The following is a 14008-nucleotide window of genomic DNA, read 5'->3' on the forward strand; positions in this document are numbered from 1 at the left end:
TTGATTCCTTCAAAAGTAATTAAATTATTTCTTAATCAGCAACGCAATATTTTCTACGTGATGGGTCTGCGGGAACATATCCACAGGCAAAATCTTCACGACATTATATTGTTCTTTCATTAAGGCTAAATCTCTTGCCTGGGTAGCAGAATTACAGCTTACATAAACCACTTTTTCCGGAGAAAGTTTTAAAATCTGTTCAACCACTTTCTGGTGCATTCCGTCTCTTGGCGGATCCGTGATCAAAACATCTGCTTTAGGATGATTTGCGAGGAAATCATCATTGAAAATATCTTTCATATCTCCGCAATAGAATGTTGTATTCGTAAGACCGTTCAGTTGCGCGTGTTCAATCGCTGCATCTATGGCTTCCTGTACAGATTCTATCCCGATCACCTGCTTTGCATTTCTTGCGACATACTGCGCAATTGTTCCTGTTCCCGTATAAAGATCATATACTACTTCATCTCCTTTTAAATCTGCAAATTCAAGCGTTTTTCTGTATAATTCCAAAGCCTGTTTGTAGTTGGTCTGAAAGAATGATTTCGGACCGATTTTAAACTTCAGACCATCCATTTCTTCCATTAAATAACCTTCCCCGAAATATACATTGATATCCAGATCATAAATAGAATCGTTGGCTTTCTGATTAATCGCGTAGACCAAAGTCTTGATCTGCGGGAATTTTTCAAGCAAAAAGCCGAATAGTTTTTCTCTGTTTTCTTTTTCTTCTCTGAAAAGCTGAAAAAGAACCATCCATTCGCCTTTCGAGTTCTGTCTCATCATTAAAGTTCTTAAAAAACCTTCGTGATTGCGGACATCAAAGAAGTCTAAGCCTTCATTTACAGCATATTGTTTTACTGCCAATCGGATCGCATTCGAAGGATCTTCCTGAAGGAAACATTCTTTAAGATCAAGAATTTTGCTCCACATCCCCGGAATATGAAACCCTAAAGCATCTCTGCTGCCGAAATTTTCTTCGGAACTGATCTCATATTGGGTAAGCCAACGGGAATTGGAGAAAGAAAACTCCATTTTGTTTCGGTAAAAATACTGCTCTTCCGAACCTAAGATCGGAACGGTCTCAAAATTTTCAATCCCTCCGATTCTTTTAATATTATTGTACACTTCCTCCTGTTTGAAAGCAAGCTGTTTCTCATAGCTCATATTCTGCCATTTACAGCCTCCGCAAACTCCAAAGTGCGCACATTTCGGTTCTACTCTGTAAGGCGATTTTTCCAAAACATCTAAAGCTTCACCTTCAAAGTATTTGGACTTTGCTTTTTTCACTCTTACATTCACCACATCACCCGGAATTGCACCGGAAACCATAACGGTTTTCCCTTCTTCTGTTCTTCCTATTGCCACTCCTTTAGCTCCTGCATTTAAGAGTTTTATATTTTCAAGAATTAAATTTTTCTTATTCTTTCTGCTCATTATCTATTTTCTATTTTCCTAAAGAAACTTTACGCTTCAGTCTGCAAAAATACAATAAAAAAAACCTTATCCGAAGATAAGGTTTATATCTGTACTCAATTTAAATTATTTTGTCTGAGCCGGCTGAGGATTTGCCTGTTGCTGAGGAGCCTGTTGCGCTGCTGCCTGCTGCTGAGCAGCAACCACTGCAGGATCCATTCCTAATCCCGGTTGTAACTGAACGTTAGGATTTACCTTTGGAGCAGAAAGACCTGTTTGCTTGTCTAAAACGGTCACCAATTCAGGATCTCCTAAGTTAAAGAACGGCTTGCTTGCAATTTTACCGTCTTTATCTACTACGATAAAGCAAGGTAACTTAAATGCATAAACTCCGTATTTTTTAGCAATATCAGAATTTAACCCGTTTTCGCCATATACATTTGTTCCTGTAATTCCTTTTAATAAAGAGCTGCTTGTTTTTACAAACTGATCTTTTGTATCGTCAACATTTACAAAAACAAAGTTCATTTTAGATTTGTAAAAATTCACTACTTCTTTCAATACAGGAGTTGTAGCTTCTCCGATGTATGGATTCCATGAAGCGTAGAACGCCAATAAGTATGGTTTTCCTTTATTTTCAGAAAGATTGTAAGATTTTCCGTCTGCTTTTACCAGAGAAGCTTCAGGAGCCTGCTCTCCAATTTTGAATCCATTGATGGCAAACTGAATTTTCTTTAGATCTTCTTTAATGGTAGCATCTTTAATATCTTCATCGATAATTTTTTTGATCTTCTCAACCGTTTTCTCAGGTGAACCCGGATGAATATCCGACTGCGCCATTACAAATGCCAGTAAATAATCTTTAGCGGTCTGTGAAAGATCTTTCTGATTTTTCTTTAGATATTCTGTGAATAGTTCTGAAGTAGTAACATCTGTTTTTCCGGCAGTTTTTGCCTGAGCATATTTCTGGAAATCTGGACTCATTTTGGTTAAAAGATATTCTCTGTACAAAGGATGTTCTTTTACCAGTACATCTTTGTTCTCTTCCAGTTTTCCGGCAAAGTCCGTGAAGGCTTTAGTCACTTTAAATGAAGGATTCCCCATTTGCTTGTGACCCATTTCATACTGGTTCAGGATGGTAAGCAAAGTCGTTGAAAGATCATTTTTCTTCCAGGTAACAACTTCGTTATCCGGACTGAACTTCTTAACGTTTTCATCAATATTTTTGTTAATATCTGCCTGAACTTTTTCCATTCCTTTAAGGAAGGTTTTTTCGTCTTTAGACATCAGCTCATTCATATTAACCGTCTGAGCGTATGTTGCAAGATATTTCTGGGTAGCCATAAAGAAATCGTTGTTATTCTTTGCATCTCCCGTAATCACATATTCAGTCGGGAAAGTCATTGCATTTCCTGAAATTTCAAGTTTCTGACCTCCTTTAAGGTAGATTAAATTTCTTTTTCCTCCGTAAGAAAGAAGATACATTCCGCTTTTTGGAGCGTCGAAATTTCCTGTGAAAGTTCCGTCTTTATTTACCCCGATATTCATTAATGGTAAAGTAGCTACTCCCGAAGCTTCTATTAATTCGATTCTCTCCAACGGAGAACCTCCCGTGATTTTTCCTTTTACTTCTACTTTTTTAGAGCAAGACATCGCAAAAACCGCGATGATAAACAATAAAAGATATTTTTTCATTTTGAATTTTATAATTACGCAAAAATAGTTTTTTCAATAAACTAAAAGCAATTAAATGTTACTTTTATGAAAGATTTAACTAAAAAAAATCGCCATCCGGTGAGGAGACGATTTTTTATGTTATCCCGATAGATTTTATCCTCTGTCAGCAAAAGCTGTGATGAATTCTCTGTTCATTCTTGCAATGTTTTCAAGAGAAATCCCTTTCGGACATTCCACTTCACAAGCTCCTGTGTTTGAACAGTTTCCGAATCCTTCTTCGTCCATGGCTTTTACCATGTTAAGCACTCTTCTCTTCGCTTCTACTCTACCCTGCGGTAAAAGTGCGTACTGAGAAACTTTAGCCCCAACGAATAGCATTGCAGATCCGTTTTTACAGGTAGCCACACAAGCTCCGCATCCGATACAGGCAGCAGCGTCCATTGCTTTGTCTGCATCTTCTTTAGGAACCGGAATTGCATTGGCGTCCAAAGTATTTCCTGAAGTGTTCACTGAAATGAAACCACCTGCAGCCATTACTCTGTCGAATGCGCTTCTGTCTACCATTAAGTCTTTAATAACCGGGAAAGCAGCACTTCTCCATGGTTCAATAACGATGGTTTCACCGTCTTTGAACATTCTCATGTGAAGCTGACAGGTTGTAATTCCTGTATCCGGACCGTGTGCTCTACCGTTGATGTAAAGAGAACACATTCCGCAGATTCCTTCACGACAGTCGTGATCGAAAGCTACCGGCTCTTTTCCTTCGTTAATTAAACTCTCGTTAAGGATGTCCAACATCTCCAGAAATGAAGAATCTGTAGAAACATCCGATATTTTATAAGTCTCAAACTGACCTTTAGATTTATTATTTTTTTGTCTCCAAATTTTCAGCGTAAGATGTAAGCCTTTTTTTGCACTCATAATTGTATATTTAAAAGATTGGAGATTATTTGTAACTTCTTGTTTTAACTTCGATGTTGTCGTAGATCAGTTCTTCTTTATGCAACACTTCCGCGTTGATATCGCTTCCCTGATATTCCCAAGCTCCTACATATTTGTAATTTTCGTCATCTCTTTCAGCCTCTCCGTCCGGAGTTGAGTGGTCTTCACGGAAATGTCCTCCACAAGATTCGTTTCTGTGCAATGCATCGATAGCCATTAACTGTCCAAGTTCTAAGAAATCGGCAACTCTGAACGCTTTTTCAAGCTCAGTATTCATTCCGTCGTTATCTCCCGGAACTTTTACGTCTTTCCAGAAATTGTTTCTTACTTCTTCAATTTCTCTGATGGCTTCTCTTAATCCTTCAGGAGTTCTTCCCATCCCTACTTTATTCCACATAATGTTTCCTAACTGCTTGTGGAAATAATCTACTGAATGCGTTCCTTTATTATTTAAGAAGAAATCAATTTTCTCTTTAATTCCTTTTTCAGCCTCCGCAAAAGCAGAAGAATCTGTAGGAATAGCTCCTGTTCTGATATCTGCAGAAAGATAATCTGCAATAGTGTAAGGAAGTACGAAGTATCCGTCTGCAAGTCCCTGCATCAAAGCGGAAGCTCCCAATCTGTTGGCTCCGTGATCTGAGAAGTTCGCTTCCCCGATAACGAAACATCCCGGAATAGTAGACTGTAAGTTGTAATCTACCCAAACTCCACCCATGGTATAGTGAACCGCAGGATAAATCTTCATCGGAGTTTTGTAAGGATCATCTGCTGTAATTTTTTCGTACATTACGAAAAGGTTACCGTATTTCTCCTCAACCCACTTTTTACCCAAATCATAAATCTGCTGATCTGTAGGATTGCTGATGTGTTTCTCAATAGCGGCTTCTCTACCTTTTTTCATGATCTCTGTAGAGAAATCAAGGTAAACACCTTCCTGAGTATCGTTATTTTCGATTCCATATCCGGCATCACATCTTTCCTTAGCTGCTCTTGAAGCAACGTCTCTAGGAACCAGGTTACCGAATGCAGGATATCTTCTTTCCAGATAATAATCTCTGTCTTCTTCTTTGATGTTTTCAGGTCTTAATTTTCCTGCTCTGATTGCTTCTGCATCTTCAATCTTTTTAGGAACCCAGATTCTTCCGGAGTTTCTTAAAGATTCAGACATCAAAGTAAGCTTAGACTGCTGTGTTCCGTGAACCGGAATACACGTCGGGTGAATCTGTACGTAGCAAGGGTTTGCGAAATACGCTCCTTTTTTGTGAATCTTCCATGCTGCAGAAACGTTGGAACCCATTGCGTTTGTAGAAAGGAAATATACGTTTCCGTACCCTCCCGAAGCAATAACCACTGCGTGTGCAGAATGTCTTTCGATTTCACCTGTCACAAGATTTCTTGCGATGATTCCTCTTGCTTTTCCGTCTACGATCACAAGATCCATCATTTCATGACGGTTGTACATTTTAATTCTGCCTTTACCGATCTGACGGCTCATTGCAGAATAGGCACCTAATAATAACTGTTGACCTGTCTGTCCTTTTGCGTAGAAGGTTCTTTTTACCTGAACCCCGCCAAATGAACGGTTATCTAACTGACCTCCGTACTCACGTCCGAAAGGAACTCCCTGAGCAACGCACTGGTCGATAATATTTGCAGAAACTTCAGCCAATCTGTAAACGTTTGCCTCTCTTGCCCTGTAGTCTCCCCCTTTAATGGTATCATAGAACAATCTGTACGTAGAGTCACCGTCTCCCTGATAGTTTTTAGCTGCGTTGATACCTCCCTGAGCTGCGATAGAGTGCGCTCTTCTCGGAGAATCCTGATAGCAGAATGCTTTTACGTTATATCCCTGCTCAGCTAAAGTAGCCGCAGCAGAACCACCTGCCAAACCTGTACCTACAACAATAATATCAATCTTGTCTCTGTTGTTTGGTGCAACAAGGTTCATATGGTCTTTATGATTTTTCCATTTATCCTTAAGAGGACCCGCTGGAATTTTTGAATCTAATTTACTCATATTAGTATATTGATATTATTGAGTTACAAAGTGAAAAATTGCGATAAAGATAAAACCTGCCGGAATCAGGATAGAATACCATTTTCCGAAAGCCTTAATTACCGGCGTATATTTTGGATGTCTCGCCCCGATTGACTGGAATGAAGACTGGAATCCGTGAGCAAGGTGTAATCCTAATAAAACGAAAGAGATTACATACAAAGCCACTCTCCAGATATCTGCAAACTTCTCGTGAAGTTCCGGCCAGAAACGTTCAGCATCAGGAGCAATTTGCTCAACATACTTGTAGTTGATTTCGTGTAACCAGAAATCATAAAAGTGAAGCGCTAAAAAAGCCAACACTACAGATCCGGAAATAATCATATTTCTGGACATCCATGAAGAATTTGCAGAAGCGTTATTTGCTTCATACTTCACAGGACGTGCTTTGTTATTCTTAATTTCAAGAACAAATCCCATAATGAAATGGAAAAAGACTGCAAAACCAAGAATAGGCTGCATTAAGAACTGCACAAAAGGATTATAGCCCATAAATTCCGATGCTTTATTAAATACATCATGGTTATTAAGGACTGATAACAAATTGGTCGTCAAATGCAGTATAAGAAAAATCAGCAAAAACAGAGCTGATAATGCCATAGCATATTTTCTACCTATCGTAGAACTCGTTAAACCTGCCATATAAGTTTAAATTTGATTTTCCACAAAATTAAGAAATGTTAACAACATCAAAAAGTGAGAAATCTCACAAAAACCCAGTTTGTAATCTTTCTAAATAAGAGTTAAAATATTATAAATAAAGGAAAAACAGAAAATGTAATGATTAATTAAAGTTATAAATTTTGCCACTATAAACTACTTTTGTTACTTCTTTAGGGAAGGTTTTAATCTGGTAATTACGGATGCGTCTTGCAGAGCAGTAAGGATTAATAACAAACTGAATAATTTTTCTTTTGTCGGAAACTTCTTCAATCCAGAAACAGGCGTTGCTTCCCTTTTTTACAGACATCATTCTAGTTTTGGAAAAATCATGAAACAGAACTTCCTCACGCTGGTTTTCATAAGAATTAAAACCAATTCTTAAAATATAAAAAGCAAAAACTGCTGTCATTACGATTGTAAGATTTTTCAATTTCGGTTTCAGAATAAAAAATCTCAGAAAATAAACGATCAGAAATAATGCAATAACCTCGATCAGATTCATGGGAATATTTTCAAGGAACAAATCATTAAAATTGGCAAACCAATGAATAACTTTTAATAATAGCTGAATGATGAAATCATACGCAACATTCATCAGATTAAAATCAAGATTAAAAGCAATTAAAGCGGTCATTAAAAAAGAAAAAACAATAATTGCTTCAGAAAACGGAACAATAAAAAAGTTCGCAGCAATTGAAATAAACGAAAACTGATGAAAATAATACAGAACCAAAGGAAGCGTTGCCAACTGGGCAGAAACAGAAATGGAAACGGTATTAAAAATTAACTTTTTCAACCAGTTATCCTGTATCGGAAAATAATTTAAAATCGGCTGATTCAGCCAGTAAATTCCCAGAACCGCACAAAAGCTCAACTGAAAACCGACATCAAAAAGCTGCTGAGTATCAAATATTAAAATAATAAAAGCAGACAGGGAAAGTGAATGCAGCAGATCGGGTTTTCTCTGAAGTAAAACATAAATAAAATAAATGCTCAGCATTAAACCTGAACGCAAGACGGAGCTTCCAAACCCGATAAAAATTATAAACAACCAGATAAAAATTAAACTGAAAACAACCGCATGTTTTCTAAAACTTAAAGGTAAAATCTTAATCAGCAAAAAATAGAACAATCCGAAGATGACAACAATATGAGTTCCCGAAATCGCAAGAAAATGCACCAGTCCGGAACGGTTAAAATCCTGAACCGTCTGCCCATCCATTTCCGTTCGGTCGGCAAGAATAATTCCTTTTAAAAATTCTTTAGACTTTGAAGATATTCTTGTTTCATCAATTCTTTGCAAAACTTCCAGTCTTTTCTGGGAAAATTTCTCCGTGAAGCTGAGGTCTTTCCTTTCCGCTTTCGCAATTTCATCATTGATATAACACTGGTATTCAATATTTTTCCTTAAAAGATATTTCGAATAATCAAACTGAAAATCATATTGTGGCGGCTTCGGCTTTGAAATGTAAGCCTGCGCCTGATAATAATGTAAGAAATCAAGTTCCTTTTCGCTTTTCGGGATGTAAATAACTGCATTGAAAGTTTGATTTCCTGCTTGTATTACGCCTTCATACTTTCGATTTTTATTACTGGAATTCAGTTTTTTAGCTATTTTAAAAACAATGGTTTCATTTTTAGAAACCGAACTATTTCCGGATGCAAAAGCATTGAAAAAATGCAGAATAATTCCAACTCCGAAAAACATAAAGCCGAGTAAATATGGTTTCGCTTTATGAAGGTAGTAATTTTTAAGAAAAGTAAAGGCTAAAATTAAAGCACAAATAATGATAAAGAAATAAACTGTAATTTCATCCAGGAAAAAGAAGTCCTGAAAAAAAACTCCAAAAATAAAAGAAAGGGCAAGAATAAAAAGGGGCTGTTTATTCAATTTCAAAATTTGTGCTTATCAAAAATATTTAATTGAATAACAATCGGCAAATCAAAATTTTAAAATCTTAAATTTTGACTTAAATTCATGATATAAAAGAAAAATCGCAGAAAAATTTTCTACAATTTTTTATAGTTTATTTGATTTTTTAAACCTTTAAAATGACATCCGCCGCATTTTCACTGGCTCCTTTTCCGCCTAATTTTTCTCTCAACAAATCGTAATCTCTTAAAAGCGGTGTTCTTTTCTCGGTTTCTAAAATCTTTTTCAGTTCTTCCACCAGATTATTTGTGTTAAGATCATTCTGAATCAGTTCTTTAACGACTTCACGATCCATAATTAAATTCACCAGAGAAATATATTTGATGTTTTTAACGAGTCTTTTCGCAATCGCATAAGAAATTTTGCTTCCCCGGTAGCAAACCACTTCCGGAACATTCAGTAAAGCAGTTTCTAACGTGGCAGTTCCCGATGTTACCAAAGCTGCTTTCGAACACCTCAGCAAATCATACGTTTTATTGGAAACAAAATGTACATTCTCGTCTACATAATTCTGATAAAATTCTTTCGGCAAACTCGGCGCTCCTGCGATAACAAACTGATATTCTTTAAAGTAAGGTCTTACGGAAAGCATCATTTCCAGCATTTTTTCCACTTCCTGTTTTCTGGAACCCGGCAAAAGCGCAATAATTTCTTTTTCGTTTAAATTATTTTCTTTTTTAAATACTTCAACATCAATATTTTGCAGCGTTGAAATCGCATCAAGCAACGGATGACCTACAAAATGCGAATGCACCCCATGTTTTTTGTAGAAATCTTCTTCAAACGGAAGGATGACCATCATTTCATCCACATATTTTTTAATGATCTCTACTCTGCCCTCTTTCCATGCCCAAAGCTGTGGAGAAATATAGTAAACGACTTTAATGCCTAATTCTTTGGCAAATTTTGCAATCCTCAAATTGAATCCTGGATAATCCACTAAAATTAAAACATCCGGTCTGTTTTTTTTAATATCTTCTTTGCAGAATTTAATATTATTCAGAATGGTCCGCAGATTCATGGCTACTTCCAGAAATCCCATGAAAGCAAGATCGCGGTAATGTTTCACCAAAGTTCCGCCCTGTTGCGCCATTAAATCGCCACCCCAGAATCTGAATTCGGCAGTGGAATCTTTCTGCTTCAAAGCTTTCATTAAATTGCTTCCGTGCAAATCTCCGGAAGCCTCTCCTGCGATGATGTAATATTTCATTTCTATAATCAGAATAGAGAACAAATAAGACGTTGTACGATCTTAATTTGTAAATTTGTTCAAAGATAATGATAAAAAATGTCAGAAGAATTTGAAATACGGAATAAAGTTGCGGAAAGCGGTTTAATCAATTTTGATCTTACGGATCTTGTTCCGAAGGGAGCCAGAAAAGGAATTGATCTTAAAGATTTTCTTTTCATGGAAATGATCTTAAAGGAAAAAGACTTCCGCGAAAAAGTGGCAGCCATTGATGTTGAAGAATATCGTGATGCGTATGTGTACGTTTACAATTCTGCGGATGCGATCGTTCCGCTTTGGGCGTATTTTTTAATCACGGCAAAGCTTACAGGGGTAACCAAAAAAATAGTTTTCGGAAACCGTGAAGATTTGGAAGTTATTCTGATGCACAACGCTATTCAAAGCCATGATTTTGATGAAATGCGAGGAAAGAGAGTGCTGGTAAAAGGATGTTCAGATAAGGAAATTCCTGAAAACGCGTACATCGAACTGGTTGAACAGTTACAGCCGATTGTGAAGTCGCTGATGTTTGGGGAAGCGTGTTCCAATGTTCCGATTTTAAAAAATTAAACTCTAATAATCAACAACTTAAAACAAATTATAAAAATTAATCTCAAATTTTAATTAAAAAAAATCTTTGGGGAATATTTTTTGATAACTTTGGTTTACTTAATAATAAAATAAACACAAACTATGAGTTTAATCGACCTACTTACAGGGAACACCGGCAACCAGGTTGCCGAACAGGCTGAAAACAAATTCGGGATCAGCAAAACGCAGGTTATTGCTTTACTGGCAGTCGCTGCACCATTAATTATTTCTTACCTTAGAAACAAATCTCAGGACGCAAAAGAAGCTGAAGCTTTGAACAATGCTTTGGATAAAGATCATGACGGAAGCATTCTGGATGATGTTTCTCAGGCAGATGCGAGACAGGCTGAAGGGGGTTCTATATTAAGCCATATTTTTGGTGGAGATAAATCGAATGTAGAAAATCAGCTTTCACAGAATACAGGAATTTCCATTGACAAAGTGGGTCCTGTTTTAGCCATGCTGGCTCCGGTAATTATGGGCTATATCGGCAGAGAAAAGCAGCAGAATAATGTAGGAGCAGGAGGTTTAGGAGATCTTTTGGGGGGAATTCTTGGGAATGCATCCAATCAGGCACAGCAACAGCAGTCTAATCCATTGAATGATATTTTAGGAAGCGTTTTGGGCGGCGGAAATTCTCAGTCCGGAAACCCTTTGAATGACATTCTGGGAAGCGTTCTTGGAGGAGGCAATCAGCAGAAGCAGCAAGGCGGAGGCGGTTTGGGAGATATCCTTGGCGGATTTTTCGGAAAATAATTTAATTTTGTTATCATAAAAAAGACCGGAGAACAATAATCTCCGGTCTTTTTATTTTAATTTTTAGCTTTTTCTTCTGAGGCAACAACTGTTTTCGAAGCTTTTCTCGGTCTTCTTTTTCCATAGCTTCCATTGTTGATCTTACCTCTTCTAGATTTTTTGTCTCCTTTTCCCATAGAAATAAATTTTAGTTGATTGATGACGAAATTAAAAAATACCCTGTAAAAATCAAAGATTGAAGCTGTTAAAATTTTTATAATTCTGTAGCGAGAAGTTGAGATACAGGTGTTGAAAGTTTTTTTATTGAAATGCAAATCGACCTATGCTAAAAACCTTTAGCCTCCATCTTCCATCATCCATACTTTTACACTTTTACCGTTTTCCATTTTCCTTTTTTAAACAAAATAAAAGCAACAATAGTAATTAAAGTTTCGGTTACGGGAATCGATATAAAGACCCCTTTTGGTCCCATTCCGAAATATTTGGACAAAAAATAGGCTAAAGGAATCTGGAACAGCCAGAATCCGCACAAATTCACCCAAGTCGGAGTCCAGGTATCTCCTGCTCCGTTAAAAGCATTAATCATCACCATTCCTATTCCGTAGAAAATAAATCCTACAGCCATAATATGTAAAGCATTCGTGGCAATAGTTTTAATTTCAATTTCATTGGTAAAAAATCCTACTAAAAAATCACCCAGAAAAAAGAAAATAATACTTACAGTCACCATAAAGATCACATTATATTTCACGGTTTTCATAACAGACTGTTCCGCTCTCAGCATTTCGTTGCCTCCCATATTTTGTCCGACTAACGTTGATGCCGCATTGCTTAATCCCCAAGCCGGAAGCAAAAAGAACATCATTAAACGTAAAGCTGTCTGATAACCTGCGGAAGCATTTTCGCCGCCGGTTGTTGCGACCAGCTGAGCCAGAAAAATCCAGCTGCATGAAGCAATTACAAACTGAAAAATTCCGGGAGTTGCAATTTTTATCACGGATTTAATGATTTCAAAGTCGGGTTTAAAATATTTTGACTGAATTCTGATCTGCGTATCTGCAATCAAAAGATGATATAATTGATAGATCACTCCAATACTTCTTCCGATGGTAGTAGCCAAAGCCGCTCCCGTTAATCCCATTGCCGGAACCGGGCCAAAACCTTTGATTAAAAGCGGGCATAAAATTATATTCGCAATATTAGCAATCCAGAGAGATTTCATTGCAATAGCAGCATTTCCCGCTCCGCGAAAAATTCCGTTGATTAAGAATAAAAGCATAATGATGACACTGCTTCCCATCATAATTCTCGTGAATTCTTTTCCGTATGCTGCTGCTTCGGGCTTTGAACCCATCAGAATTAAAATTTCCTCAGCGTAGATCACTCCAAGCAGACTCAATAGAAAAGTAATGACAAAAGAGACGAGTAAAACCTGCGCTGCGCTTCTGGAAGCCTGTTCGGGATTTTTTTCTCCCACTCTTCTTGCTACCATCGCTGTTGCCGCCATACTCATCCCGATTGCGATAGAATACATCACGGAAAGTACAGATTCTGTTAATCCCACTGTCTGTATTGCAAATCCGCTTTCTTTAAGATGACCTACAAAATACAGATCTACCAATGCGAATACAGATTCCATTGCCATTTCCAGCATCATGGGAATGGCGAGAAGAAGAACCGCACTTCGTATCGTTGCTTTGGTGTAATCTACTTCTTCACCGCTTAAAGCTTTCTTCAGAAAATTGAAATATTTTGACATTGTTGATTCGGTTTTATATTCCGCAAAAATATAGATTCGAAAATGATTATAACTTGGCTTATGAAAAGTTTTCTGAAAAAGATTCTGAACAGATCAGTCGAAGCGCAATTACCAACTCAGAAAAATAAAAAATAAAAATTTCAATAAATAATTATCGTAAAACAATAAATAATTATACATTTGCAATAAAAAAATACTATGAAAAATTATTCATCCACGATTTTGAGCATTCTCACTACTCTTTTATGGCTTTATTTAATCATCTCCTATATAATTATATTTCTTCTTGCTATTTTACTGATTACAAAAATAGTCGGTATTGATGTTGGTGTTTTAAGCAAAATAAAAATAGATAGTAAAAGATTAAACGTGCAGGATATTCAGTCATTAAAAAAAGAAGTTTCAATAGTGATTCTTTTTATGACAATGATATTAGGAATATTACAAACTATACTTTTTTCAAATGTTTTAAAACTGGCAAATAAAATTCAGATGAAGAGTCCATTTTCATTAGAAATTTACAAGATAATTTCAAAAATTGCTAATTACACTTTAGCTTTAGGATGTTTTTCTATTATAAGTGATACAATTACAGAAGCTTTACTAAATAAAGTTACTTTTAATTTTAGCATTGACAATCAAAATTTTCAGCTATTTTTGGTATCTGCAATTATATATGTTGTTTCTCAGGTTTACAAACAAGCTGTTGATATTAAAACTGAAAATGATTTAACAATTTAATTTATGCCAATAATCATCAACGTAGACGTCATGTTGGCGAAAAGAAAAATGCAGTCTCAGGAACTTGCCGAAAAAATTGGCATTACGCAGGCTAATCTTTCCATTCTTAAAACCGGTAAAGCCAAAGCGGTAAAGCTTTCAACACTGGAAGCCATCTGCAAAGCACTGGATTGCCAACCCGGAGACATCCTGGAATATGTAAAAGATTAATATTCTTTAAGATTTTAAAACTAAAAAATCCGTTAA

The 14008-nt window shown here is 36.5% G+C and carries 13 protein-coding genes; 4 read left to right on the plus strand and 9 right to left on the minus strand.

From position 1 onward, the window contains the following. Nucleotides 1–24: 24 nt before the first annotated feature. The 7 genes from rlmD to lpxB all read right to left on the minus strand — a co-directional run bounded on the left by rlmD (nt 25) and on the right by lpxB (nt 9897). Entirely contained in the window at nt 25–1437 is a 1413-nt protein-coding gene (gene rlmD, locus KKI44_RS11010; protein WP_214591017.1) for a 23S rRNA (uracil(1939)-C(5))-methyltransferase RlmD, read from the minus strand. 105 nt (nt 1438–1542) lie between these two features. Next, entirely contained in the window at nt 1543–3111 is a 1569-nt protein-coding gene (locus KKI44_RS11015; RefSeq protein WP_214591018.1) for a TlpA family protein disulfide reductase, read from the minus strand. Nucleotides 3112–3246: 135 nt separating this feature from the next. After that, a complete protein-coding gene (locus tag KKI44_RS11020) occupies nt 3247–4014 on the minus strand; it encodes a succinate dehydrogenase/fumarate reductase iron-sulfur subunit (protein ID WP_076390676.1) in 768 nt (255 codons plus the stop codon). A gap of 25 nt (nt 4015–4039) precedes the next feature. Continuing rightward, on the minus strand, nt 4040–6052 hold the full coding sequence (locus tag KKI44_RS11025) for a fumarate reductase/succinate dehydrogenase flavoprotein subunit (protein ID WP_214591019.1): 2013 nt from the start codon (nt 6050–6052) through the stop codon (nt 4040–4042). 15 nt (nt 6053–6067) lie between these two features. Continuing rightward, nucleotides 6068–6733, minus strand: coding sequence for a succinate dehydrogenase cytochrome b subunit (locus KKI44_RS11030; protein WP_214591020.1), 666 nt, complete (start codon nt 6731–6733; stop codon nt 6068–6070). Nucleotides 6734–6875: 142 nt separating this feature from the next. Further along, entirely contained in the window at nt 6876–8645 is a 1770-nt protein-coding gene (locus KKI44_RS11035) for a ComEC/Rec2 family competence protein (RefSeq protein WP_214591021.1), read from the minus strand. A 148-nt stretch (nt 8646–8793) separates the two neighbouring features. Beyond that, nucleotides 8794–9897: a lipid-A-disaccharide synthase gene (gene lpxB / locus KKI44_RS11040; protein WP_214591022.1), complete on the minus strand. Its 1104-nt coding sequence runs from the start codon at nt 9895–9897 to the stop codon at nt 8794–8796. Between the two features lie 78 nt (nt 9898–9975). Here lpxB and KKI44_RS11045 point away from each other — a divergent pair, with 78 nt between their 5' ends. Together KKI44_RS11045 and KKI44_RS11050 are read left to right on the plus strand one after the other, a co-directional pair. After that, complete coding sequence (locus KKI44_RS11045) at nt 9976–10485, plus strand: DUF2480 family protein (protein ID WP_214591023.1); 510 nt, start codon at nt 9976–9978, stop codon at nt 10483–10485. 123 nt (nt 10486–10608) lie between these two features. Then, entirely contained in the window at nt 10609–11262 is a 654-nt protein-coding gene (locus KKI44_RS11050) for a DUF937 domain-containing protein (RefSeq protein WP_214591024.1), read from the plus strand. 56 nt (nt 11263–11318) lie between these two features. On the opposite strand, the gene KKI44_RS11055 is transcribed toward KKI44_RS11050, so the two are convergent. Next, the gene (locus KKI44_RS11055; RefSeq protein ID WP_214591025.1) at nt 11319–11438 is read right to left on the minus strand and encodes a 30S ribosomal protein THX; all 120 of its coding nucleotides are present in this window, start codon (nt 11436–11438) and stop codon (nt 11319–11321) included. A gap of 188 nt (nt 11439–11626) precedes the next feature. Further along, nucleotides 11627–13021 carry an MATE family efflux transporter gene (locus KKI44_RS11060; protein WP_214591026.1) on the minus strand — a complete coding sequence of 465 codons (1395 nt, stop codon included), beginning with the start codon at nt 13019–13021 and terminating at the stop codon, nt 11627–11629. A gap of 198 nt (nt 13022–13219) precedes the next feature. Between KKI44_RS11060 and KKI44_RS11065 the strand changes: the two genes are divergently transcribed. Further along, a complete protein-coding gene (locus KKI44_RS11065; RefSeq protein ID WP_214591027.1) occupies nt 13220–13762 on the plus strand; it encodes a DUF2975 domain-containing protein in 543 nt (180 codons plus the stop codon). A 3-nt stretch (nt 13763–13765) separates the two neighbouring features. Next, nucleotides 13766–13972 carry a helix-turn-helix domain-containing protein gene (locus KKI44_RS11070; RefSeq protein ID WP_039365153.1) on the plus strand — a complete coding sequence of 69 codons (207 nt, stop codon included), beginning with the start codon at nt 13766–13768 and terminating at the stop codon, nt 13970–13972. Nucleotides 13973–14008 lie beyond the last annotated feature (36 nt).

Origin of the sequence: Chryseobacterium sp. ZHDP1, assembly GCF_018603435.1 — a bacterium.
GTDB classification, from domain to species: Bacteria; Bacteroidota; Bacteroidia; order Flavobacteriales; family Weeksellaceae; genus Chryseobacterium; species Chryseobacterium indicum.